The following is a 26,033-nucleotide window of genomic DNA, read 5'->3' on the forward strand; positions in this document are numbered from 1 at the left end:
GCTCTCCTCTTTGTCCGCGTGGGCCTTGTGGTCGTCGTTGTGCAGTTGGGCCTGTTGGTCCTGTTTGTCCAGTTTGTCCTGTTTGTCCTGTTTGTCCTGTTTGTCCTGTTTGTCCTGTTTGTCGTGCTTATCTGGTTTACCTGGTTTACCTGGTTTACCTGGTTTATCTTGTTTGTCCTGTTTGTCCTGTTTGTCCTGTTTGTCCTGTTTGTCCTGTTTGTCTTGTTTGTCTTGTTTGTCTTGTTTTTCATGTTTGTCGTGCTTGTCCTGCTTATTTTCTATTTCCTGCTGTTCTAGTTCAAATTTGTCAGAGTCTAATTCAGAGCGCTCGTCTTTTTTATAGCTTGTTATTCTATAAATCTTTATTTTACTTTGTTTTCTATGTTTTGGCATAGGAATCCCCTTTCGAATTGTGTTATTTTATTTTATTCTATGTAATTTAGTAGAGTTTGCTTGGACAATAGATAGAAGAGTGTGTTCAAGAGAGGTTTATTTTTTTACTGGATTTTCAAGCTGAAAAATTTTTTTAGTGTTTTTTTATTTTAAATACAACTAGACAACTAAACACTAATCTATTTTCATACAGTTATGTGTTAAAAGTGTGTTGTTTTATAACACACTGTGTGTTTTTTTGGGGGACACACTAATTGAAAGCGTTAACACACAAAGAAAATGCTCGAAAAAGCGCTGATTTTAGTGGTTTTAAAAAGTTGGCACGATAATTGCATTAATAAATATCGTAAAGAAAAATAAATAACATAAACTTTTTACACTACACAAGGGGGATTTTCAAATGAATATTTTATTATGTTGCTCAGCAGGGATGTCTACAAGTTTACTAGTTACAAAAATGGAAGCGGCTGCAAAAGCTCGCGGTTTAGAAGGAAAGATTTGGGCTGTATCTGGGGATGCAGTAAAAAACAATATCGATCAAGCAGATGTACTATTATTAGGACCACAAGTTCGTTACATGCTCTCTTCAATGAAAACGCTTGCTGATGAGAAGAACGTTGGAATTGATGTTATTAATCCAATGCACTACGGCATGATGAATGGAGAAGCAGTTTTAGATCACGCACTAACACTTAAAAAATAATTAGGGGGGAAGCGAAATGCAAAAATTTATTGCATTTATGGAGAAATATTTAGTTCCAGTCGCAGGAAGAATCGGATCACAGCGTCATTTAGTTGCAATCCGTGATGGTTTTATCGCAGTTATGCCTCTTATTTTAGTTGGATCGTTTGCAGTACTTATAAATAATCTACCAGTTGATGCATTCCAAAAACTTATGAAGGGTGCATTTGGGGATGTTTGGAAAGATATCGGCGGTGGTATGTGGACAGGGTCCTTTGCAATATTAGCTCTCATAGCCGCAGTTGGGATAAGTTATAATTTAGCGAAATCTTACGGTGTAGATGCGTTGTCAGCAGCAATTATTACATTCGGTGCATTAATTATTATATCTCCGACAACGCCAAAAGAAGGCGGTATTGATTTAGCTTGGACAGGATCACAAGGTTTATTCGTTTCTATCATTGTAGCTCTTCTTGTAACGGAGGTATTCAGGTTCTTTGTTCAAAGGGATATTACAATTAAGATGCCAGATGGTGTTCCACCAGCAGTAATGAAATCATTCGCAGCATTAGTTCCAGCATTCGTTATTTTAATCGCAACAGCAAGTATTCAATTAGCTGTGAAATTAGCGGGAACAAGTATTCATAAAATCGTATTTGAAACAATTCAATTACCATTACAAGGTTTAGCAGGTACGTTACCAAGTGCAATTATTATCGCATTACTTATTCACGTATTATGGTTCTTCGGATTACATGGTCCTAATATTATCGGTGGTATTATCGACCCAATCTATTTACCAGCACTAGAAAAGAACATTAAATTATTTAACGATGGTATGTCTGCATATGATGTACCGCACATTTTCACAAAGCCATTCTTTGATGTATACGTATACATCGGTGGATCAGGTGCAACATTAGCATTCTTAGTAGCGGTAATGCTTGTTGCAAAAAGTGCGCAACTTCGTGGTGTAGGCCGTGTATCTATCGGTCCTGGTTTCTTCAATATTAACGAACCAGTTATTTTCGGTACACCAATTGTACTAAACCCAGCGTTAATCATTCCATTCGTACTTACACCAGTTGTATTAGTAATTACTTCTTATACAGCAATTTCTTTAGGATGGGTACCAAAAACAGTTGCTTTAGTTCCATGGACAATGCCACCAATCTTTAGTGGTTATCTTGTAGCGGGCGGAAGTATTGCTGGTGCTGTACTACAGCTTGTAAACTTTGCAATCGCGGTAGTTATTTACTATCCATTCGTATTAATGTGTGACCGTACGTATGTACAAGCTGCGAAAGCTGAAACAAAAGGAAACGACAATTCAGTATCACTTTAAAAAGTGTTGTTCTGACGAGTTTGTATAGCTCGTCAGAACAATTACCTTTATATCATGTTCAGAAAGATGAGACCCATCTACAAGAACACCAAACTATCATTAATAAAATAATAATTTAATAGAAATGTTCAAACTGAAGGGGTATTTAAATCGGTTGAACCATAATAGAGAGGGCGGTAATTATGATGACTACAGCAGAACAAATTCCATTCCAATTAATTTTAAATAGTGGTAATGCACGAAGCTTTGCAATGGAAGCACTTCAATTTGCCAAACAGGGGAAAATGGCAGAGGCTGATGAAGCGATGGTAAAGGCGAAAGAAGCGATTAATGAAGCGCATCATTTCCAAACAGAGCTCATACAATCAGAAGCAAGAGGAGAAAAAACAGAGATTAGTGTTCTTTTAATTCACGCACAAGATCATTTAATGAATGCAATTACAGTAAAAGAATTAGCAGCAGAATTTATTGACCTTTATAAAAAGTTAGAAGCGAAAGGGGAATAAAGCATGACTGGAATTAAAATTGCTACAATCGGCGGTGGATCTAGTTATACACCAGAGTTAATTGAGGGATTTATTAAACGTTATGATGAGCTTCCTGTTCGTGAAATTTGGTTAGTAGATATTGAGGCAGGAAAAGAAAAGTTAGAAATCGTTGGTAACTTAGCGAAACGCATGGTGAAAAAATCAGGTTTACCAATCGAAGTGCATTTAACACTTGATCGCCGCGAGGCATTAAAAGGTGCTGACTTCGTAACAACACAGCTTCGCGTCGGTTTATTAGAAGCACGTGCAAAAGATGAAGCAATTCCGTTAAAATATGATGTAATCGGTCAGGAAACGAATGGTCCTGGTGGTTTATTTAAAGCGCTGAGAACGATTCCTGTTATTTTAGATATTTGTAAAGATATGGAGGAACTTTGTCCAAATGCATGGTTAATTAACTTTGCTAACCCAGCTGGTATGGTAACAGAAGCTGTCCTTCGCTATACAAATGTTCAAAGAGTAGTTGGTCTATGTAACGTTCCAATCGGAATTCGCATGGGTCTTGCGAGATTACTTGAAGTAGATGCAAGTCGTGTACATGTTGATTTCGCAGGTTTAAACCATATGGTATACGGATTAGACGTATACTTAGATGGCGTAAGTGTAATGGATCGAGTGTTAGAGCTTGTAACAGATCCAGAAAAGCAAATTACGATGGAAAATATCGCTGCTCTTAATTGGGAGCCAGACTTTATTCGCGGTCTTCGCGCAATTCCATGTCCATATCATCGTTATTACTACAAAACACGTGAAATGTTAGAAGAAGAGAAAGAAGCTTCAATTGAAAAAGGTACACGTGCAGAAGTAGTAAAACAATTAGAAGATGATTTATTCGAGTTATATAAAGACCCGAATTTAGATATTAAGCCACCACAATTAGAAAAACGTGGCGGAGCTTATTACAGTGATGCAGCATGTAGCTTAATTACGTCTATTTACAATAATAAAGGTGATATCCAGCCTGTTAATACAAGAAACAACGGAACAATTGCAAGTTTACCACATGATTCCGCTGTTGAAGTGAACTGTATTATTACGAAAGAAGGTCCAAAACCAATTGCGGTCGGAGATCTTCCAGTACCAGTTCGCGGTTTAGTACAGCAAATTAAATCATTTGAGCGCACAACAATTGAAGCTGCTGTTACAGGGGATTATCATAAGGCGCTGCTTGCTATGACAATTAATCCACTTGTACCGTCAGATAAAGTTGCAAAACAAATTTTAGATGAAATGTTGGAAGCACATAAAGAATATCTTCCACAGTTCTTTAAAAAGGTAGAGAAGTAAAAAGCGGCGCTATTTAGCCCGCTTTTTTTATTCTATTAGGAGGTATTATGATGATTAAGTTGATTGTAAATGCAGATGATTTCGGTCTTACAGAAGGTACAAATTACGGTATTATTGATGGACATATAAATGGACTTGTAAACTCAACGACAATGATGATGAATATGCCAGGAACAGAGCATGCCGTACGCTTAGCGAAAGATTATAAAACGTTAGGAGTAGGAGTGCATCTCGTATTAACGGCAGGAGAACCACTTTTAAAGGATGTACCATCCCTTGTAGGGAAAGATGGGGAGTTCCATAAACAACGTGTTGTAAGGGAAGGGAATATAAATCCTGAAGAAGTTGAGAGAGAATGGACTGCTCAAATTGAGAAATTTTTATCTTACGGATTAACACCAACTCATTTAGATAGTCATCATCATGTGCATGGATTAAAGGTTTTACACGATGTTCTTGAGATGTTAGCAAGTAAATATAACGTTCCGATTCGTCGTTGTGAGGAAGATAGAGCAGTGCGCCCATTTTCTGATGTGTTTTATAGCGATTTTTACGCGGATGGTGTGACGGAAGATTACTTTTCCAAGTTAAAAGGAAGAGTGAAGGATAAACAAACGATAGAAATTATGGTACATCCAGCGTATATTGATCCAGAGCTTGTGAAACGTTCTTCTTACGTAATGGATCGTGTGAAAGAATTGCGTATTTTAACGGAGAGTGAGTTACCTGAAGGAATAGAGCTTGTGAAGTTTTAATAGGAAAACGACGGCTAAGTGGCCGTCGTTTTTTATATTTATAAAATAGATATAACATATCCACCAAAAGCCCCAAGTATAACGATAATCCAAGGCGGTGTTTTCCAAAAAGTTAGTAAGCCAAAAAGAAGAGATGCAAAGACAAAATCTGAAGCATTCATAATTGTACTCGTCCAAATTGGATCGTAAAAAGCGGCAATTAAAATACCGACAACTGCGGCGTTAACACCGAGTAATGCGCCTTGTATAGCGGGTACCTTTCTTACACTGTCCCAAAATGGTAAAACACCAATAACGAGCAAAAAGGCAGGAAGGAAGATAGCGATTGTTGCGATTACTGCTCCAGTGGTTCCGTTTAGCACTGCCCCTATATAAGAAGCAAATGTAAAGAGAGGTCCTGGCACCGCTTGTGTTAATCCGTATCCAGCTAAAAATTGTTCTTTTGTCATCAGCCCGTTCTGTACAAACTCACTTTCAAGAAGAGGGAGTACGACGTGCCCTCCGCCAAATACGAGAGAACCAGAACGGTAAAAGCTATCAAATAATGCGATATGAGGAGAGAGCGGTCGCAGTATTGGTAGCAATAGTAATAGTCCGAAAAATAAAATGAGACAAGAACTAGCCATCGTTTTTGAAATAGAAATTTGTATTTTATAGACTTGGGCGTTTTGAGGAGTTTTATATAAAAGCCAGCCGATCAGCCCTGAAAGTAAAATGAGAATGATTTGTGTCCAGCTACTTGGCCATAACAAGGCAATCGCGGCAGTTACAATGGCGATTGTTGCACGGTTTCGGTCCGGGGTTAGCTTTTGAGCCATTCCCCATATTGCATGAGCGACAATTGCGACTGCTACAAGTTTGAGTCCATGAATCCATCCTGTACTTCCAATTTCGAATTGATTAAGGAATGAAGCAAAAAAGACTAAAACGAGAACAGAGGGAAGGGTGAAACCAATCCAAGAGATAATTGCTCCTAATAGCCCGCCCCTTAATAATCCAACGCCCATACCGACTTGACTACTAGCGGGACCAGGAAGGAATTGACACAGTGCTACTAAGTCTCCGTAACTTTTTTCATCCATCCATTTTCTTTTTTGCACGTATTCATGATGAAAATAACCAAGATGAGCGACAGGACCGCCGAATGAAGTAAGTCCTAATTTAAATGAGACGAGAAAAATCTCGACTAATAATCGAAAAGAGTAGTTGTTATTTTTCAAAGTAACCTCCTAGAAAGTTTTTTCTATGTGCATTATACAAGAGGTGGTAAAGCAAAAGAAATGATTCTTATGTAAAGATTTTGTGAATCTTTTCTTCGTAATTAAAAGTTGAAAAAGTCATAAATGATTATGTGTAAACCATAAAGTAGTAAAAGAAGTGCTGGGAAATTGATATAAGGAGAATGCCCTATGACAACACACTTTTTTGCTAGGTTAACAGGGAAGAGGGAATTGCCTCCTGTAAATACAGAAGCTTTTGGGGTAGCAGAGTTTATTTTTAGTGATGATTTAACGAAGTTGCATTACAGGGTAATATTAAAAAATATAGAAAAGGTCACGTCGTGTCAAATTCATTTAGGGAAGTCCAGTCAAATTGGTCCCGTTGTTTTCTATTTATACGGTCCGCTAGAGCAAGGGATTAGTTTGAATGAGGGAAGCATTACTGGTGCTGTAAATGTGGAGGAATTCGAAGGGCCTTTACAAGGAAAATCCCTTGTTCATTTTCTCCAAGAAATTATTCAAGCTAATGTATATGTAAATGTTCATACGAAATCACATAAAAAAGGAGAAATAAGAGGGCGGATTAGAAAGGTAAAGAAGTAAATGAAAAGGCTGTTCCAAAAAATTGGAACAGCCTTTTCGAATTAGATAGGATGATGTGTATTGACGATACATTCATATATTTTGAAAATCGTCGATATAAATTTATCCTGCATTAACTGCCCGTAAAAGCCTTCACTTTATTCGAAGGAGTGTCGCTAAAGGTTACTTGTTTAACTTTTAACAGGCTGATTTTTAATAAAGAAGTCCATGATATAAAATACTTCATCATCTGGTATTTGTATTTCAAATGTATTTTCAATTGGTTGTAATGCTTTTTTCACTTTCATATACATCCAGTACTCATCTTGTCTTCTTTTTTCTTTATCAGGGTGAGGAAGAAGTTTTTCTCCTTTTTGAAGACGATCAACCATACAGCTCATATGCAGAATAACACCCATTAAGCTATCAGGAGTTAGCTGCAAGGAAATTAATTCTTGAATTGTATTTAGTGCGTAACGAATTGTTTTAATTAGTAATGCCCCGTCGTTACGCTGCATTTGTTGTTCAAGAATATCGGCCATTTTCGCATATGTTTCTTCATACGTAATTAATTCTTGAATTGGCTGAATCGCTGTGTAGTTCACAATATCTTGGAAATGATATGTTAAACATGGAACTTGCACATCGAAATTTGTGACGATACAAATGATATTACGCTCTTTTTTTATGTTCTCAATCATTTTCGTTAAATCTTTTTCATGGACGATACTAATTGGAATAATTTCAATTAAGTCTTTATCAAATCGTAAATAGTTCTCTAACATTTTTTGAATAGCTAAGGCACTTCCTTCACCAGTTAAACAAGCTGTTAAAATAACAGACTTCATTGGTGATAGTGGCTTTTTCTTTTCTTCTTGTACGTTTAAATAGAACGGCGTTAAGTTCTTTACTGTTTCATATAGTGCATCTAATGAATAGCCGAGCTGAGCTTTTCGAGCTGCTTCTAGTGCGTGTGGAGTACTTGTCATGGAAAGGACACGTACAGGAATTTTGAATTCAGTTTCTAATATATCACCGATATAGGCAAGAGACCCCATATCAACAAGTAAGAGAAGCCCGTTTACATTTTGAAGTGTTTTCATATACACTTTAACCCGTTCTAAAAAATCTTTCGGTGATTCATGTAGCGGCATATCAATACCGGTCACTTCATCAATACCGAGGAGTTCGTTTGCAACGTTTGCCATTTCTGTTGCGATGCCATTACCGTGCGCTAATATTAATACTTTTACTTCTGTTTGAGAAGAAGGAATTGGATCAACAACGAAGAACATTGTTAAGAAGCCAGCTTCATCCATGGGCATTGTTATTTGTAATTCTTCTTCCAGTAGTTGAATGCATTGCATAGCTACGGAAAAAGCTTCTTTATATTTCGTACGAATTTGATTCAATTGTGGGTGATGAATTTGCTTCCCGCTTTGTAAACGTTGTAGAGTTGTCTGTACATGTAAACTTAATGCGAGAAAGACTTTTTCATCAAACGTCTTAGATAAATGTTTTTCAGCGAGCTCCGCAATTTTTTCACATACGGAAACGATGTTACGATCAACAATTTTAAAAACATTTTCATGACTTGTCTTTTTGGACATTTGGTTAAAATATTGTACGAAAAAGCTTTGAATATCATTTTCTATTAGTAATTCTAATTCTTCCTCTTCAATACCGCGTGCTTGAAGTTCTTCATATTTATAATCAATATAGTCGTAAATAGAAGACCGTTTTTCATCTTCTGCTTTATGTTGACTCCAACCTTCATCTCCCGTAAATACAAATGTTTCATTTGGTATTTGGTATAGGTGACGGCTCTTTCTTTCAATAAATAGCCCTTCTTTCATATACCAAGGTAAATCTGTACTTGAAACATAGACAGAATCACGTTTCTTTGTTACAAAATCAGAATAAGCTTTCGCACAAGCGATTTGTACATCTGTTTTTAATTGACCGATGTTATTGGGACAATTGTAAAAGACGAAAGCACGCATTGCGTTCGGGCTAACGTGAATTTCTTTCCTTAGCCGAATTGCTTCATTTGTGAAAAATAGTTGTAGTAAAGCAAAGCGTTCTTTATGTGTACGCTCACGAAGTGGTGGAAGCGTGACAGTCATCGGTATACGTCTTGTAAATGTTTTTAATAAAAATGAATTTGGTTCTTCTGTTGTTGCAGTAATGATTAATACTTGTGCTTTACGCTCGTTTTCTGTTTCTCCTAGGCGGCGATATACTCCGCGGTCAATAAAAGTAAAGAGCATTTCCTGTCCTTCTGGAGGAAGGCGGTGTACTTCATCTAAGAAAAGAATTCCTTCATGTGCTTTTTCAATTAACCCTTTTTGATCATTCGCACCTGTGTAAGCTCCTTTTTTGATCCCAAATAACTGTCCTAGTAGTAGCTGTGGATTGTTTGCATAATCAGCACAGTTAAAGACGATAAATGGTGCCTTTTTTGGAAGCTGTTCAACTTCAATTGCATATTCGTGCATTAAAGAAGCAAACATAGATTTTCCGACTCCTGTTTCTCCTAGCAGTAAAGTATGCATACCGTTTGGAGGATAGAGAATAGAAGCTTTCGCCTTTTCAATTGCGATTTTAAGGCTCGTATTTTCAATTGCAAATGTATCTAGTGAAGTCACGTCTTTTGAATGCGTTTCCAACGAAGTGTTCGTTTCTATATAAAAACGAACAGGGCGCGTATTTGTTTTTAATAAACGTTTATCTTTTACAAGTTTGTTTAAGTCGCTACTTACATTGGCACGATCTAGTTGTAGAAGGGTAGCGAGTTCTAATGCGGTTATACCTTCTGTATAATTTCCTTCTTGTATTGCGTTAAAAATGAGATCTATTCGTTTCATTTCTATTCACCTCGAAACTTCATCACTATTTAAAATTTTACACAAAAATGAGAAGGGTGGGAAGAGAAAAATAAAACAGCTTTAGCATATAGGCACTAAAGCTGTTACAATCTTGTGTCTTTCCAAAAATTAACTTCGAGATGGAAAGAGGGATTATAAGGAAGAAGTTTGTATCCTTGTGACTGTAAATAATCGATTACTTTTGGCAGTATTTGTACAGTGACACTTGAATCGTGCATTAAAATAACTTCGACTTGTTCATCACTTTGATTACGTACTCTTTCTAGTATGGCAGAAGGATTGTCATAACTTTTCCAATCATATGTATCAATTGTCCAATCCCACATTTTATATCGAGCTGATACAAGAGCATCACGATAATTCTTTTTTAAGTAAGGCATGCTACCGTATGGAACGCGGACGAGGTGTGTATTTAATTTTGTAACTTGCTGGACAATGTTTTGAGTTTGTTCCATTTCTGTAATTAAAGTGGAAGGATCGCCAGTATAAAGGCGTTTTACATCGTGTGACATACTATGAAGTCCAATATAATGTCCGTCTTTAATTAATCGCTGCATCGTCTTTTGGTAATGCGGTACTTTTCCACCAATAACAAAGAAGGTTGCTTTTCCATTCTTTTCTTTTAAAATGTTTAAAATTTGCATCGTATATTTGTTTGGTCCGTCATCAAATGTTAAGTACGCAATCTTTTGTGTAGGAGAGGTCGTTTCAGCATTTGGATGATGTTCAGCAGGAATAATTGTAGTTGCTTCAGGATTAGATGACGTGTATATAGTAATTGTGAAAAATAAAATGATACATTGAAATACTCGCTTGATCATAACATTCACCCTCAGTTTGACAATCAAGATGTAAAAAATAAAATTTGATACTTTTTTTATTATGTATATCTTTCTCCAATAAAGGGACTCTCAAACAATCTATATTTTGGAAATGTCAAATAAGGAGTAAAAAAATAAAAAATAGCATCCTCTTCAAAGAAAGAGGATGCTATTTGAATATTTCATAATTGTAAAGGCTATACTACAATTAGTCTTCGCGTTTTTTCATTTTTTTATAGAAGGAAATAATTGGTTTGTAACGTTCGTGTACAAGGCCGATTATTTCAGCAATGATTTCTGTGAAGAAGATTAAAATGAAAAGAAGAATAATGGATAACCATAATGTTGCACTAGTGAAAATAATGGCATTTACACTAAAGAAGATACCGAATGCGTATATAATTAGTACCGTTTTACGATGAGAGAATCCCATTGCAAGCAAACGGTGATGTAAATGCGATTTATCTGGTGCTGAAATAGGTTTTTTATTTACGATACGGCGGATAATTGCGAATGCCGTATCAAATACAGGTACACCTAAAATGATAACTGGAACGATGAAACTGAATAACGTTACACTTTTGTATAATCCAAGTAACGATATGACAGAAATACAGTATCCTAAAAATAGTGCTCCTGTATCTCCCATGAAAATTTTTGCTGGATGGAAGTTATAGAATAAAAATCCAAGTGTACTTGCAAGTGCAATTAGTGCTAGAGGCAAAATGATAGCTGTTCCAGTACCCCATGGGCTAGTGAAGGCCATATATGCCAGCGTTGCAAGTACGATAGATGAAATTCCAGCGGACAATCCATCTAATCCGTCAATTAAGTTGATTGCATTTGTAATACCTACAATCCAAAACACTGTAATTGGATAAGCAAGCCATCCAAGTTCAGTATCCCCGAGGATTGGAATATATAATACTTGCACTAATAATCCACTTTTTACAATCATAGCTGCAACTAATAGTTGTCCACCGAATTTTACCTTCGCAGATAGTTCGTACATATCATCTAAAATCCCGATGATTACAATGATAATCGCACCTAATGTTATCGATAACATTCTTTGTTCATATAACCCGCCAACAACAAATCCTACAGCTACACCGATAAATATTGCTAATCCGCCAAGACGAGGCATAATCTTTTGGTGTACTTTACGCGCATTTGGCTTATCTGTTGCTCCTATTTTAAAAGCTAATTTAATAACTAAAGGAGTAACGACGAGTACAGTGATGAAAGATGCCAAAATGGCATAAATCACTTGTGAGTCCATTAATACCCCACCTTTTTATAGTCTAACATAATTTTTTAGTTTATTTATCTGAAAATTATGATGTTTATTTGCAGGCTCATAACATATGGTATCACAAAAAGATTAGAATTCAATCTTTTTTTCTTTTTGTAGTAAGTGGAAGTGAATAGAAGATATGACAATCGTATATGGAATATTAGCTCATTTAAGAAGGTTGCGTTTGTTGGTATTTATAATAGACCATTTTCGCACCTCTCCTATAGTGAGTATTTTTATTTCAGTATTATAAGTGTTACACGTAGAAATGAGTAAGTCTCGTGTTAAAATATGGTAATTTATATTCTCTTATGTAATTTTACAAAAACTTAAAAAAGTATGGAAAAGGTAATTCATATAATAGAGAAGTAAAATGTTTTCTCATTTTTAATATGAGAGGAGGAAGCACAGGGGAATTCTATGTATTCGTATATTTTCTATTGTATATTCCTGTGCGAAGGGGAAATGAAAATTACGATAATTGGTACTGGATATGTTGGATTAATTACAGGAGTAGGTTTGGCAAAACTGGGACATTCGGTCACATGTTTTGATATAGATTATGAAAAAATTGAACGGATAAAACAAGGGGATTTACCTATTTATGAATGTGGCTTACATGAATTAATACATGATGCGTATAAGTGTGCAAAGTTAACTTTTACAACAAGTAAATTAAAAGCTTTTAACAATGCTGAATTTATATTTATTGCGGTTGGAACACCATCATTAGCAAATGGGAGAGCTGATTTAACGTATATTAAGCATGCGTGTGAGGATATTGGGACGTACGTGAATAACGATATTATTGTTGTTACGAAAAGTACGGTTCCTGTAGGTACAAATGAAGCGATGCAGGGATGGATTGAGGCGAAGTTACAAGGGAGGCATACATTATATATCGTATCGAATCCAGAGTTTTTACGAGAAGGTTCCGGTATTTATGATTTCTTTCATGGTGATCGTATTGTAATTGGAGCGGATGATGAGAAAGTTGCACAGAAAGTAGAGGATTTGTACAGTTCATTATGCTTACAAACGTATATTACAGATATTAAGAGCGCAGAGATGATTAAATACGCGTCTAATGCATTCTTGGCTACAAAAATTAGCTTTATTAATGAAATTTCGAATATATGTGAGAAGGTAGGAGCAAATGTATTAGATGTAGCAAAAGGAATGGGGATGGATAAGAGAATTGGTACCCATTTTTTACAGGCAGGCATTGGATATGGGGGATCGTGTTTTCCGAAAGATACGAAAGCACTTGTACAAATGGCAGGAAACGTTTCTCATGATTTTCGTTTGTTAAAAGCGGTCATTGAAGTGAATAATAAGCAGCAGTTTTTATTAGTTGAAAAAGCGAAAAAAGTAATAAATATGAATAAGAAACGGGTTGCAGTTCTTGGAGCGGCATTTAAACCGAATACAGACGATATTAGAGAAGCGCCATCTCTTATTATTATACAAGAATTGATTAATATAGGTGCGGATGTAGTTGTATACGATCCGAAAGCAATTCAGCATATACAACAAATATTTGGGAAGACGATACAATATGCTGAATGTATAGATGAATCGATTAGAGGTGCGAGTGCAGTTTTTATCGTAACGGAATGGGAATCTATTCGAACATATCCATTAGAAAAGTATGTACAACTTATGGGGAAGGCTATTCTATTTGATGGGAGAAATTGTTATACTAATGAGGATGCTAGAAAGCAAGGGATAGATTACTACTCAGTGGGACGAAAGAATGTTTGTAATAATCATGTTGCTACTATTCGATAAAAAGAGCATGTTCCTTGTTTATTCTTATACGTCATAATAGAAACTGTAACTAGTGAGAGAAAAGAGGCAATAAAATGACTGAACGTTTAAAAGTAATGACAATTTTCGGGACACGTCCAGAAGCAATTAAAATGGCACCTCTTGTATTAGAGTTGCAAAAGCATCCAGAAAAAATAGAATCAATTGTGACTGTAACAGCACAACATCGTCAAATGTTAGATCAAGTATTAAGTATCTTTGGAATTACGCCAGATTTTGATTTGAATATTATGAAAGATCGTCAAACTTTAATTGATATTACAACGCGCGGTTTAGAAGGTTTGGACAAAGTAATGAAAGAAGCAAAGCCTGATATTGTACTTGTACATGGTGATACAACAACAACATTTATTGCTAGCTTAGCTGCTTTTTATAATCAAATTCCAGTAGGTCATGTTGAAGCTGGACTTCGTACATGGGATAAGTATTCTCCATATCCAGAAGAGATGAATCGTCAATTAACAGGTGTAATGGCAGACCTTCATTTCTCACCGACAGCGAAATCAGCAACGAACTTACAGAGAGAAAATAAAGATGAGTCACGCATTTTCATAACAGGAAATACAGCGATTGACGCACTGAAAACGACTGTAAAAGAAACATATAGTCATCCGGTACTAGAGAAGCTTGGAAATAATCGCCTTGTACTGATGACAGCGCATCGCCGTGAAAACTTAGGTGAACCAATGCGTAATATGTTCCGTGCAATTAAGCGCCTTGTTGATAAACATGAAGATGTGCAAGTTGTGTACCCTGTTCACATGAATCCTGTTGTTCGTGAAACAGCAAATGATATTTTAGGAGAACATAGCCGTATTCATTTAATCGAGCCGCTAGATGTGATTGATTTCCATAATGTTGCAGCTCGTTCATACTTAATGTTAACTGATTCTGGCGGTGTTCAAGAAGAAGCACCATCACTTGGCGTGCCAGTTCTTGTTCTACGTGATACAACAGAGCGCCCAGAAGGTATTGAAGCAGGTACGTTAAAATTAGCAGGAACAGATGAAGAGACAATCTTTAATCTTGCTGATGAGTTACTATCTGATAAAGAAGCTCATGATAAGATGGCGCAAGCATCTAACCCTTACGGTGATGGTCGTGCATCAGAGCGTATTGTTGAATCAATTTTACAACACTTTAATAAGTAAATAAAAAAGAGCCAAATCGTATAAGAGTTGGCTCTTTTTGTTATTCCTGATTTCTCATAATCCACTCTGCATGAGCATTTGTGGAAGGGGGCGGCTCAGTTGGTGTTTTGTTCGGGTTTGTTTCTTTCTTTGCTTTTTCGTTAGAGTTAGAATTTGAGTCAGGATTTGATGAATCGGTTTTTGTATTTGGATTTGTTGGAGTTTTTGCTTTTTCCCCTAGTTCTTTTTCTATTTCATTACGTACCGTCTCTACACCGATTGGATCCGGAAGGAAGTAATAAATACCGCCTATTTTTTTGTCTTCTCCTTCAAGTTTTAACGTTTGTATTGTAGAAGGATCAAAACCAGAAAGTTTATTGTAAAGAGCAAGTCCGTCTGAAATAGGAATGTCGGTTTTTATATATTTTCCAACGACAGTCGTTAAATCTTTAATTTTAAATACAGTAGAGGCAGAATTCAGTTTTTGAGCAACAGCGGCTAGCAATTGTCTTTGTCTAGCGGCTCGGCCATAATCGCCGTTTGGATCCTGCTTTCGCATACGGACGTAAGCGAGTGCCTCTTCACCGTTTAAGTTTTGTTGCCCTTGCTTAAATTGGATTTTTTTGTAGTAATCCACGTCAGAGCGCTCCCAAAAATCGAAAGGGACATCAACGGTAACACCGCCAACAGCATCAACGATACCTTTAAAGCCTTGGAAATCAATTTTAATATAATGGTCTACAGGAACTTTTAGAAAACCTTCGACAGTTTTGATTGCCATTTGTTCTCCACCATAAGCATGCGCAGCGTTAATCTTATCTTCTTTGTCCTTTCCGACAATTGGAACGCGACTATCCCGAGGAATACTCATAAGTGAAATCCTTTGAGTTTTCGGATTGACTGTCGCAAACATTAATGAGTCTGTACGCCCATTTTGACCATCTGTTGCATAATCTTCTATACCCATAATGAGGATTGTAAAAGGTTCCTTTGTAATTTCTACATCTTTAGTTCTTAAATCTGATTTTTCACGACTAAATCCACTATACATCCCCATAAGAGAAGTGTAGGAATTTAATATATAGACTCCTACACTGCCAAATAAAAATGCGAAAATAAAGAAGTAGAAAAGTTTTCTTCTTCGCTTCTTTTTTATTCTGCGATTTTGGAGATGATGATAACGTTCTTCCATATATAATCTCCTTAGTTCATTGTAGAGAAGTTCTTCACTACATTAATCTTTAAAGGTGATAATTTCATTATTCTTAGATAAGATCTTGCTCTAAGTACAACATATCTCCTTCTGTAATTGTACATTTCCCATTTGTTAATTCAATCATCCAATCTGTGAATGCTTGTTTTCCATCTTCTTCTACAAACGTATCGAATGTGACATTTTCTAAATAATGTATATCTTTAATGACATATTTTGAATTGCGTAATTCATTTTCTAGCTTGCCAAGTAAAGTGTAATCAATCTCGGTTTGTATAACCCGCACTAGTTTTCGTTCGACAATGCCGACGTGATTAATACCTTCGCTTGTACATTTTCCGTATGCCCGAATTAATCCACCTGCACCGAGTTTAATGCCACCAAAATAGCGTGTAACGACAACAACAGTATCTTTTAACCCGCGTTTTTTTAATACCTCTAACATAGGTACACCAGCTGTGCCGCTCGGTTCACCGTCATCGTTCGCTTTTTGAATTTGATCTTGTTCGCCAATTAAATACGCTGAACAGTTATGTGTTGCATTCCAATGCTGTTTTTTTATTTTTTGTATAAACGCTTGCGCTTCTTCTTCAGTTGTAGCTCTATTTACATAACAAATAAATCTTGATTTTTGAATGACAATTTCGTGTTCGCCATAGTCTTTTATTGTTAAATATTGTAATAACAATGATATACGCCCCTATCTGTCAAAATGACTAGTACTTTACATTTTAAAAGCGGGCGTTTTTATATTCAAACATTTTTTATAAATAAGCTGAAATTTTTGATGAGTATTTTATCTTTTTGTTGTAATTTGTCGAGATGCTGAGTATAATTCTCAACCGGTATTTTTATGTATGGATGCACCTTTTTTAGTTTTCGTGTAAAATTAGGGGATAAAAATTTTTTATAAGGCAGGTACGAGAATGAAAACAGCTATTGTTACTGATAGTACAGCATATATACCGAAGCATATTCGTGACGAACTAAATATATATATGATTCCATTAAACGTTGTGTTTGGAACAGAATCTTATCAAGAAGAAGCTGAAATTTCAGTAGATGATTTTTATGTAAAAGTACGTGAGCAGGAAGAACTTCCGAAAACTTCGCAACCAGCGATTGGAAAGTTTTTAGAGTTATACGAAGAATTATCTAAAGAATATGATGCAGTTATTAGTATTCATCTTTCAAGTGGAATTAGTGGTACATACCAAACAGCAACGACAGCTGGACAGATGGTAGAGGGTATTGAAGTATATACGTATGACTCTGAAATTAGTTGTGAAGTACAAGGATTTTATGTACGTGAAGGCGCGAAATTAGCAAGTGAAGGAAAAACACCAGAAGAAATTATCGCTCGTTTTGATGAAATGAAGCAAACGATGGACGCATATTTTGTAGTGGATGATTTACATCATTTACAACGTGGTGGAAGATTAAATAGTGCGCAAGCTTTCATCGGTAGCTTGCTACAAGTGAAGCCAGTTTTATATTTTAGAGAGAAAGTCATTATTCCATTTGAAAAGATTCGTACACGTAAAAAAGCGCTAAAACGTATCGTTGAAATTTTTGATGAACAAGCAAGTAAAGGTGTACCTATGGAAGCAGTTATCATTCATGCGCAACGTGAAGAGGAAGCGAATGAATGGAAGCAAGAATTAGAAGCAAAATATCCTCATGTCGCAATTCGCACGGGTTATTTTGGTGCTGTAATTGGTACGCATTTAGGTGAAGGTGCACTTGGTCTTGGATGGTATACGAAGTAATAAGATAGAAAAGGCTCTCTTTTTGAAGAGGGTTTTTTTACGGAAATGTTACGTATAGTTGACAAGTTAATATTTGGAAATGATAAAATGTACGTAAAATAAAATATGAGGAAAGTTTTATAACTTACTTTTTACAAGAAACTATATTATAATAGAAGAGAGGTGAAACATATGGAGCATAATTCTTGTTTATGTCCAAAGTTTGAGTCAGCTTTTACTTTGCTTAGTAAAAAATGGACTGGCTTAATCATTAAATCTTTGCTAGAAGAGCCGAAACGTTTTAGAGAAATCGCAGATATTATACCGAATATGAGCGATCGTATGTTGTCAGAGCGTTTAAAGGAATTGGAAAGCGAAGGCATTGTAGTTCGTAATGTTTATCCAGAAGTACCAGTTCGAATCGAGTATGGCTTAACTGACAAAGGAAAAGCGTTAGAAAGTGTTATGGATGAAGTCCAAAATTGGGCTGAGAAATGGATGAAATAGCGTTTCAATTTCATTTATATTTGCATTTGCATATTTAATAAAACGTAAGGGACACCTTGCGTTTTTTCTTTGTTTATAACATTGAGGAAAAATTAAAAAATTCTACACATACATACAAAAATATACGTATTTTGCGCTAGATACACATATAATATTACATTTGTTTTACAAAAGCGTAACATTGGTAAAAAAAAACCCGAATTATGGTATAAATTTTATAGGTTATATACGGAAAAAAGAAAAAGAAAGCGGTGTAAAAGATAAAATGAAAAAGCTAAAAATGGCGTCTTGCGCATTAGTTGCAGGGTTAATGTTTTCAGGATTAACACCAAATGCATTTGCAGAAGATAATATTTCTGACGTGAAATCACAAATTAATACACAAAATGACACTTTACATAAACAACAACAAGAACGTGATGAATTACAAAAACAAATGAACGAATTAAATAAAACAATTCAAGGTTTAGATAAGTCTGTTCAAGAAAATTCTTCAAAGCTTGATGAAACAACGAAAAAAGTTGCTGATACTGAGCAATTAATCGAAAAGAAAAATAAAGACATTGCGGAACTACAAACGAAAATCGCAAAACGTGAAGACTTATTAAGAAAACGCTTAGTTGCGCTTCAAGAACAGCCGAATACGAACGTTGTAACAGAAGTTCTTGTAAACTCTAAAAACGTTGCAGATTTAGTTGATCGTTTAACTTCTGTTTCTAAAATTCTTGAGTCTGACGAAGATATCATGAAAACACAACAAGAAGATCAAGCGAACGTGAAAAAGGATGTTGCAACAGTAAAAGAAAAACAAAAAGAATTAAAAGAAGCACAAGCTCAAATTGAAACTGCTAAGAAAGAACTTGACGCTGAAAAAGCGAAAAAAGAAACAGCAGTAAATGATTTAAGTGGTAAAATGGATACAGTTGTAACTACGATGACAAGTACGGAAAGCCAATTGAAAGAGCTTGAAAAACAAGCACTACAATTACAACGTATGGCTGAAGAAGAAGCACAAGCAAAAGCTGCACAAGAAGCTGCTGCTCAAAAACAAGCAGAACAAGCTACTAAAGAAGTGCAAGCGCCTGCTCAACAAGTTGCACCAGCGAACAGCGGTGGACAAGCTCAAAAAGAAGAGCCTAAACAAGAAGCACCTAAACAAGAAACACCTAAACAAGAAACACCTAAACAAGAGAAGAAACAACCAGAGCCAGCTTCAAATGCGGGTGGCGTAATTGGTAAAGCACAACAATACTTAGGTATGCCATATGTTTGGGGAAGTGCATCTCCATCAAAAGGTGGTTTTGATTGTAGTGGATTCATTTCTTACATCTTTGGTGTAGGTCGTCAAGACGTTAACGGTTACTGGAACTCAGTTTCTAAAGTAAGTAGCCCACAACCTGGAGATTTAGTATTCTTCCAAGGTACTTATAAAGCAGGTCCATCTCACATCGGTATTTACGTTGGTAATGGCCAAATGATTCATGCTAGTGATAAAGGAATTGCGTACGGTGATATTAACAGTTCATACAACAAAAAACATTTCTTAGGATACGGTCGATTCTAGGATTTATAAACGAATAAAACACGTGTATAAAGTCGATAGCTTACTATTTTATAAGTAGGTTATCGGCTTTTTTGCGTTTTTACGAAATTACGGGAAAGGTTTATAGTGTGCTTGAGGTGATGGTCCATGTTATCTGGGAAACAGTTATTATTAGAAGAACTCTCTACAGACGTACGTGATAATTTAGATGATTTGAAGAAGAAGGGAGAGGTCGTGTGTGTACAAGGTGTAAAAAATAAGGCTTCTACATATATGTGTCAGCGTTGCGGAAATATAGCACAAAGACTCTTTTCATCATTTTTGTGTAAAAGGTGTAGTAAAGTCTGCACATATTGCCGGAAGTGCATAACGATGGGGAGAGTTAGTGAATGTGCTGTACTTGTTCGCGGAATTGCCGAAAAAGAGGGAGAAATGGATGTAAATCCGTTACAGTGGAAAGGGAATTTATCTACTGGCCAGAAGTTGGCTGCGCAAGGTGTTATGGAGGCTGTTAAACAGAAAGAATCGTTTTTTATTTGGGCTGTGTGCGGCGCTGGAAAAACAGAAATGTTGTTTTATGGTATTGCAGAGGCACTTCAAAAAGGAGAAAGAGTTGGTATCGCAACGCCGAGAGCGGATGTTGTACTTGAATTAGCACCGAGATTGAAAGAAGTATTTCCGAATATAAATGTAGCTGCTTTATACGGTGGGAGTTTAGATCGGGAAAAAGATGCAGCGTTAGTCGTTGCGACCACCCATCAGCTATTGCGTTATTATAGAGCGTTTCATGTCATGATTGTAGATGAAATAGATGCCTTTCCATACCATGGAGATCAAATGTTGCAGCATGCGGTAAAACAAGCGATGAAAGAGAAAGCGGCATGTATTTATTTAACTGCAACTCCAGATGAAGAGTGGAAGCGTAACCTTAGAAAGGGGAAACAAAAAGGTATCGTTGTTTCTGGACGGTATCACCGTCATCCGTTGCCAGTCCCCAAATTTTGCTGGTGCGGAAACTGGAAGAAAAGCCTCATCAATAAAAGAATTCCTCAAGTTTTACTACAATGGTTAAAAGTATACTTAAATAAAAAGTACCCCATTTTTTTATTTGTTCCCCATGTGCGATATATAGAAGAAATGAGTCTGTTATTGAAGTTGTTAGACGATAGAGTTGCCGGTGTGCATGCAGAAGATCCAATGAGAAAAGAGAAAGTTACAGCTTTCAGAAAGGGAGAAATTCCTTTATTAGTTACAACGACGATTTTGGAGAGAGGAGTAACGGTGAAAAATTTGCAAGTTGCGGTTTTAGGGACGGAAGAAGAAATATTTTCAGAAAGTGCACTCGTACAAATTGCAGGCCGGGTAGGTCGTAGTTTTGAAGAGCCGTATGGAGAGGTCATTTATTTTCATTATGGTAAGACAGAGGCGATGGTGCGCGCGAAAAAACACATTCGAAGTATGAACAAAAATGCGACAGAACAAGGGTTAATCGATTAATGCATTGCTTACTTTGTGATGAGGATATTTCATACGCGATTAGTTGGTACAATTTTTTTGTTAAGGCTCACAAAAAGTATATATGTGATAGATGTGAGCAAAAGATTTCCTATATTATAGGAGAGATTTGTAGAGAGTGCGGACGGTCTTTAGATTCATTGCCAGCTGAATATAAAGAAGGTGACATTTGCAAGGATTGTGTACGATGGATGAATTTGGAGAGTTATCGACCTTTAAAAAATCGTTCATTATACATGTACGATAATGAGATGAAAGGAATACTAGCGCAGTTTAAGTTTCGTGGTGATGCTGAGTTAGTTCGTATTTTTCATCGCCCTTTTCGAAGTTTATTTCAACAGTATTCTGCTAACGTTTCAACCGTTATCGCTGTTCCGCTTAGTAAGGAAAGGGAATATGAACGTGGTTTTAATCAAGCTGAGCTATTAGCAGCTTGTTTGCCTGTTGGTCTTTCTTATCCGTCATTAAGAAGAAGGGAAACAGAAAAACAAAGTAAGAAGACGCGCAAAGAAAGGATGTTGGGAAGCAATCCTTTTTATTTTCAGGGTGAAGAGATGTTTCATGGGCAACATATTTTACTCGTTGATGATGTGTATACGACAGGTATTACAGTTAGACAAATTGGCAGTCTTTTATACGATAGAGGGGCAAGTGAAGTTTCTAGTTTGACGCTCTGTAGAAGTTAATCTGTAACTGTCGAAAGAGATAATAAAAAGACGATAAGTCTTCTTTGACTTCGTAAGTTGTCATTCGTTATAGTCAGAATATGGGGCGAATGCCCTGATTTTTAGAGTGAAGGGAATGGAATGAACATGCAAGGAAAAGTGAAATGGTTTAATGCAGAAAAGGGATTTGGGTTTATTGAGCGTGAAGATGGTGAGGATGTGTTTGTTCATTTTTCTGCTATTCAACAAGATGGGTATAAGTCATTAGAAGAAGGGCAACAAGTGGAGTTTGATATTGTAGATGGAGCACGTGGACCACAAGCAGCTAATGTTGTGAAACTGTAGGGATATTGTTTTTGGGAAGAGAAAGCTGCGTTTGTGGCAACGTTATATATAGTAGAACCTCTTGTTTTTCGCAAGAGGTTTTTGTTATGGGGCGAATTGTCAAAAAGTTGTTTCTTTTCTGTAACGAATTGTCCACAGTTATATTCGTTACTCACGATGTTAATAGGATAAAATAAAGGTAGAAACGATGCATCTTTTCATTTCAACAAAAAACGATAAAAAAATCGCAATTCCACTAATTTTTTTAAAAAAGTTAGAAGGAGTTTTTAAGCCGATGTCGAAATTATAGTACATAGGCTTGAAAGGAGGAATTCATCTATGAAATTCAACATTCGTGGTGAAAATATTGAAGTAACTCCAGCATTAAAGGAATATGTAGAGAAAAAACTAAGTAAGTTAGAGCGTTATTTTGATACATTCCCAGAGATTAAAGTTAATTTAAAAGTATACTCTGACAAGCAACGTGTCGAGGTAACAATTCCGTTTACTGATTTATTACTTCGTGCAGAAGAAACTAATAGCGATATGTACGCTGCTATCGATTTAGTAGTTGATAAGATTGAGCGACAAATTCGTAAACATAAAACAAAAGTAAATCGTAAGTTACGTGAGAAAGGTTCTGTGAAAACTAACTTTATCCTTCCAGAAGCAGTAGCTGTTCTGGATGAGGTAGAAGAGGATGAATTAGAACTTGTACGTACAAAACGATTCGATTTAAAACCGATGGACGTTGAAGAAGCGATCTTGCAAATGGATATGCTAGGGCATAATTTCTTCGTCTTCACAAATGCTGATACAAATGAAACAAATGTTGTATATGGCCGTAAAGACGGAAAATATGGTTTAATCGAAACTAAATAATAATTCGAAAGCGCAGCCGAAAGAGGCTGCGCTTTTTTTTTGCTGAAAATAGATTTTTAAAAAACTTTTCCTAATTTAGAACGAGACATTCGGCCGATTGTTGTCATAGTTATAAGACAAGTGTTACAATTATCATTAGGTATATACATTTTAGTTTTTTTAATTAGGAGAAAAATTGGCATAACATACATTTGATTTTTATAACGACTGATTGTAATAGAAAAAGAAAAAACAATCGGAAGTTTTATTTTAATAAAAAAGAGGAGCGTATTTCCTATGATCGGTATTTTAAAAAAGGTATTTGATGTAAATCAACGCCAAATTAAACGTATGCAGAAGACAGTTGAGCAAATTGATGCATTAGAATCATCTATTAAGCCACTAACAGATGAACAATTAAAAGGAAAGACGCTTGAGTTTAAAGAACGTCTAACAAAAGGTGAGACAGTAGATGATCTACTTCCTGAAGCTTTTGCGGTTGTTCGCGAAGCTGCGACTCGTGTTCTTGGAATGCGTCCGTATGGCGTGCAGTTAATGGGTGGTATTGCTTTACATGAAGGGAATATCTCTGAGATGAAAACGGGTGAAGGTAAAACGTTAACATCTACATTACCTGTATATTTAAATGCTTTAACAGGAAAAGGTGTTCACGTTGTTACAGTCAATGAATACTTAGCACAACGTGATGCGAGCGAAATGGGACAACTTCATGAGTTCCTTGGCTTAACAGTAGGAATTAACTTAAATAGTATGTCACGCGAAGAGAAGCAAGAGGCTTATGCTGCTGATATTACGTATAGCACAAATAATGAGCTTGGATTCGATTACTTACGTGACAATATGGTTTTATATAGAGAGCAGTGCGTTCAGCGTCCACTTCATTTTGCTATTATCGATGAAGTCGATTCTATTTTAGTCGATGAAGCACGTACGCCGCTTATTATTTCGGGACAAGCTCAAAAATCAACAGAGCTATACATGTTTGCAAATGCATTCGTTCGTACATTAGAAAATGAAAAAGAGTATTCATTCGATGTGAAAACGAAAAATGTAATGTTAACTGAAGATGGTATTACGAAAGCAGAGAAAGCTTTCCATATTGAAAACTTATTTGATTTAAAACATGTTGCACTTCTTCATCATATTAATCAGGCACTTCGTGCGCATGTTGTTATGCACCGTGATACAGACTATGTTGTACAAGAAGGTGAAATCGTAATTGTAGACCAATTCACTGGTCGTCTTATGAAAGGGCGTCGTTATAGCGAAGGTTTACACCAAGCGATTGAAGCAAAAGAAGGCGTAGAAATTCAAAATGAAAGCATGACGCTTGCGACAATTACGTTCCAGAACTACTTCCGTATGTACGAAAAGTTATCTGGTATGACTGGTACAGCGAAAACGGAAGAAGAAGAATTCCGTAATATTTATAATATGAATGTTATCGTAATTCCAACGAACAAAGATATTATTCGTGATGACCGTGCTGATTTAATCTTCAAATCAATGGAAGGTAAATTCAATGCAGTTGTTGAGGATATTGTAAATCGTCATAAACAAGGACAACCTGTACTTGTTGGTACAGTTGCAATTGAAACGTCAGAGCTTATTTCAAAAATGTTAACACGTAAAGGTGTACGCCATAATATTTTAAACGCGAAAAACCATGCGCGTGAAGCAGATATCATTGCAGAAGCTGGTATTAAAGGTGCTGTAACAATTGCGACGAATATGGCTGGTCGTGGTACGGATATTAAATTAGGCGATGATATTAAAAATATCGGTCTAGCGGTTATCGGTACAGAGCGTCACGAAAGCCGTCGTATTGATAATCAGTTACGTGGTCGTGCTGGTCGTCAAGGGGACCCTGGTGTAACGCAGTTCTATTTATCAATGGAAGATGAACTAATGCGCCGCTTCGGCTCTGACAATATGAAAGCGATGATGGATCGTCTTGGTATGGATGATTCACAGCCGATTGAAAGTAAAATGGTTTCTCGTGCAGTAGAATCTGCGCAAAAACGTGTAGAAGGAAATAACTATGATGCACGTAAGCAGTTATTACAATACGATGATGTGCTTCGTCAGCAACGTGAAGTTATTTACAAACAGCGTCAAGAAGTAATGGATTCTGAGAACTTACGTAGTATTATTGAAGGTATGATGAAATCTACAGTAGAACGTGCTGTTGCGCTTCATACACAAGAGGAAATTGAAGAAGATTGGAATATTAAAGGTCTTGTTGACTACTTAAATACAAACCTTCTGCAAGAAGGCGATATAAAAGAAGAAGAATTACGTCGTCTTGCTCCAGAAGAAATGAGCGAGCCGATTATCGCGAAATTAATAAAGCGTTACAACGACAAAGAAAAGCTTATGCCAGAAGAGCAAATGCGTGAGTTCGAAAAAGTTGTTGTATTCCGTGTAGTAGATACGAAATGGACAGAGCATATTGATGCGATGGACCACCTTCGTGAAGGTATTCATTTACGTGCTTACGGTCAAATCGATCCACTTCGTGAGTATCAAATGGAAGGATTCGCAATGTTCGAGTCAATGATTGCTTCTATTGAAGAGGAAATCTCTCGTTACATTATGAAAGCTGAAATTGAACAAAACTTAGAGCGTCAAGAAGTTGTTCAAGGTGAAGCTGTTCATCCATCTAGCGATGGCGAAGAAGCGAAGAAAAAGCCTGTTGTAAAAGGTGATCAAGTGGGCCGTAACGATTTATGCAAATGTGGTAGTGGCAAGAAATATAAAAACTGCTGTGGCATTGTAAGCTAATAAAAACTGCGGCTGTTGAATTCAGCTTGTTTTGCAAATTATAATAAAAAGGATTAAACTCTCTCCCTAATAAG

Annotated in this window: 22 protein-coding genes and 1 pseudogene; 16 read left to right on the top strand and 7 right to left on the bottom strand. The window is 36.3% G+C overall.

Going from position 1 to position 26,033, the window contains the following annotated elements; genetic code table 11:
• Positions 1–393, bottom strand: a pseudogene (locus tag JDS95_RS16690) (polyamine aminopropyltransferase); the annotation flags it as partial.
• 400 nt (positions 394–793) lie between these two features.
• On the opposite strand from JDS95_RS16690, the gene JDS95_RS16695 reads away from it, so the two are divergent.
• The 5 genes from JDS95_RS16695 (at position 794) to chbG (ending at position 5,010) form a co-directional block, all read left to right on the top strand.
• Complete coding sequence (locus JDS95_RS16695) at positions 794–1,096, top strand: PTS sugar transporter subunit IIB (RefSeq protein ID WP_001023563.1); 303 nt, start codon at positions 794–796, stop codon at positions 1,094–1,096.
• Between the two features lie 16 nt (positions 1,097–1,112).
• Entirely contained in the window at positions 1,113–2,420 is a 1,308-nt protein-coding gene (celB, locus tag JDS95_RS16700; protein ID WP_001168852.1) for a PTS cellobiose transporter subunit IIC, read from the top strand.
• Between the two features lie 182 nt (positions 2,421–2,602).
• Complete coding sequence (locus JDS95_RS16705) at positions 2,603–2,926, top strand: PTS lactose/cellobiose transporter subunit IIA (protein ID WP_000989050.1); 324 nt, start codon at positions 2,603–2,605, stop codon at positions 2,924–2,926.
• 3 nt (positions 2,927–2,929) lie between these two features.
• Positions 2,930–4,255: a 6-phospho-beta-glucosidase gene (gene celF, locus JDS95_RS16710; protein ID WP_000145770.1), complete on the top strand. Its 1,326-nt coding sequence runs from the start codon at positions 2,930–2,932 to the stop codon at positions 4,253–4,255.
• 50 nt (positions 4,256–4,305) lie between these two features.
• On the top strand, positions 4,306–5,010 hold the full coding sequence (gene chbG / locus JDS95_RS16715; RefSeq protein WP_000593460.1) for a chitin disaccharide deacetylase: 705 nt from the start codon (positions 4,306–4,308) through the stop codon (positions 5,008–5,010).
• A 38-nt stretch (positions 5,011–5,048) separates the two neighbouring features.
• Here the strand turns inward: chbG and JDS95_RS16720 are convergent, their stop codons facing one another.
• Positions 5,049–6,230, bottom strand: a complete 1,182-nt coding sequence (locus tag JDS95_RS16720; protein WP_000794690.1) for a chromate transporter — start codon at positions 6,228–6,230, stop codon at positions 5,049–5,051.
• A gap of 189 nt (positions 6,231–6,419) precedes the next feature.
• Between JDS95_RS16720 and exsM the strand changes: the two genes are divergently transcribed.
• Complete coding sequence (gene exsM / locus JDS95_RS16725) at positions 6,420–6,833, top strand: exosporium regulatory protein ExsM (RefSeq protein WP_000207041.1); 414 nt, start codon at positions 6,420–6,422, stop codon at positions 6,831–6,833.
• Between the two features lie 170 nt (positions 6,834–7,003).
• Here the strand turns inward: exsM and JDS95_RS16730 are convergent, their stop codons facing one another.
• The 3 genes from JDS95_RS16730 to JDS95_RS16740 all read right to left on the bottom strand — a co-directional run bounded on the left by JDS95_RS16730 (position 7,004) and on the right by JDS95_RS16740 (position 11,803).
• The gene (locus tag JDS95_RS16730) at positions 7,004–9,679 is read right to left on the bottom strand and encodes a sigma-54-dependent transcriptional regulator (RefSeq protein WP_000820946.1); all 2,676 of its coding nucleotides are present in this window, start codon (positions 9,677–9,679) and stop codon (positions 7,004–7,006) included.
• A 104-nt stretch (positions 9,680–9,783) separates the two neighbouring features.
• Complete coding sequence (locus tag JDS95_RS16735; protein ID WP_000597143.1) at positions 9,784–10,521, bottom strand: polysaccharide deacetylase family protein; 738 nt, start codon at positions 10,519–10,521, stop codon at positions 9,784–9,786.
• A gap of 208 nt (positions 10,522–10,729) precedes the next feature.
• Entirely contained in the window at positions 10,730–11,803 is a 1,074-nt protein-coding gene (locus JDS95_RS16740) for a glycosyltransferase family 4 protein (protein WP_000378305.1), read from the bottom strand.
• Between the two features lie 435 nt (positions 11,804–12,238).
• Between JDS95_RS16740 and JDS95_RS16745 the strand changes: the two genes are divergently transcribed.
• Entirely contained in the window at positions 12,239–13,609 is a 1,371-nt protein-coding gene (locus JDS95_RS16745; protein ID WP_000287624.1) for a UDP-glucose dehydrogenase family protein, read from the top strand.
• Between the two features lie 74 nt (positions 13,610–13,683).
• Positions 13,684–14,799 carry a non-hydrolyzing UDP-N-acetylglucosamine 2-epimerase gene (gene wecB / locus JDS95_RS16750; RefSeq protein ID WP_000140137.1) on the top strand — a complete coding sequence of 372 codons (1,116 nt, stop codon included), beginning with the start codon at positions 13,684–13,686 and terminating at the stop codon, positions 14,797–14,799.
• Positions 14,800–14,839: 40 nt separating this feature from the next.
• Here the strand turns inward: wecB and JDS95_RS16755 are convergent, their stop codons facing one another.
• Entirely contained in the window at positions 14,840–15,970 is a 1,131-nt protein-coding gene (locus tag JDS95_RS16755) for an LCP family protein (RefSeq protein WP_000392749.1), read from the bottom strand.
• A gap of 73 nt (positions 15,971–16,043) precedes the next feature.
• On the bottom strand, positions 16,044–16,679 hold the full coding sequence (locus tag JDS95_RS16760) for a YigZ family protein (RefSeq protein ID WP_000926675.1): 636 nt from the start codon (positions 16,677–16,679) through the stop codon (positions 16,044–16,046).
• Positions 16,680–16,917: 238 nt separating this feature from the next.
• Between JDS95_RS16760 and JDS95_RS16765 the strand changes: the two genes are divergently transcribed.
• The 8 genes from JDS95_RS16765 (at position 16,918) to secA (ending at position 25,959) form a co-directional block, all read left to right on the top strand.
• Positions 16,918–17,760, top strand: a complete 843-nt coding sequence (locus JDS95_RS16765; protein ID WP_000844773.1) for a DegV family protein — start codon at positions 16,918–16,920, stop codon at positions 17,758–17,760.
• A gap of 171 nt (positions 17,761–17,931) precedes the next feature.
• A complete protein-coding gene (locus JDS95_RS16770; RefSeq protein WP_000400852.1) occupies positions 17,932–18,246 on the top strand; it encodes a winged helix-turn-helix transcriptional regulator in 315 nt (104 codons plus the stop codon).
• A 160-nt stretch (positions 18,247–18,406) separates the two neighbouring features.
• Positions 18,407–19,810: a C40 family peptidase gene (locus JDS95_RS16775; protein WP_033660846.1), complete on the top strand. Its 1,404-nt coding sequence runs from the start codon at positions 18,407–18,409 to the stop codon at positions 19,808–19,810.
• A 126-nt stretch (positions 19,811–19,936) separates the two neighbouring features.
• Complete coding sequence (gene comFA / locus JDS95_RS16780; protein ID WP_199690692.1) at positions 19,937–21,286, top strand: ATP-dependent helicase ComFA; 1,350 nt, start codon at positions 19,937–19,939, stop codon at positions 21,284–21,286.
• Positions 21,286–21,990, top strand: coding sequence for a ComF family protein (locus JDS95_RS16785; protein WP_199690693.1), 705 nt, complete (start codon positions 21,286–21,288; stop codon positions 21,988–21,990). Before comFA ends, JDS95_RS16785 begins: the two co-directional genes overlap by 1 nt.
• 126 nt (positions 21,991–22,116) lie before the next feature.
• Positions 22,117–22,314 (top strand): cold shock protein CspC, encoded by a 198-nt coding sequence (gene cspC / locus JDS95_RS16790; RefSeq protein WP_002045823.1) that lies wholly within the window; start codon positions 22,117–22,119, stop codon positions 22,312–22,314.
• A 318-nt stretch (positions 22,315–22,632) separates the two neighbouring features.
• Positions 22,633–23,175, top strand: a complete 543-nt coding sequence (hpf, locus tag JDS95_RS16795; RefSeq protein ID WP_000671188.1) for a ribosome hibernation-promoting factor, HPF/YfiA family — start codon at positions 22,633–22,635, stop codon at positions 23,173–23,175.
• Positions 23,176–23,451: 276 nt separating this feature from the next.
• Complete coding sequence (secA, locus tag JDS95_RS16800; RefSeq protein WP_000579397.1) at positions 23,452–25,959, top strand: preprotein translocase subunit SecA; 2,508 nt, start codon at positions 23,452–23,454, stop codon at positions 25,957–25,959.
• Positions 25,960–26,033: the final 74 nt, after the last annotated feature.

It is taken from the genome of Bacillus cereus group sp. N24 (assembly GCF_016483345.1).
Taxonomy (GTDB): domain Bacteria; phylum Bacillota; class Bacilli; order Bacillales; family Bacillaceae_G; genus Bacillus_A; species Bacillus_A toyonensis.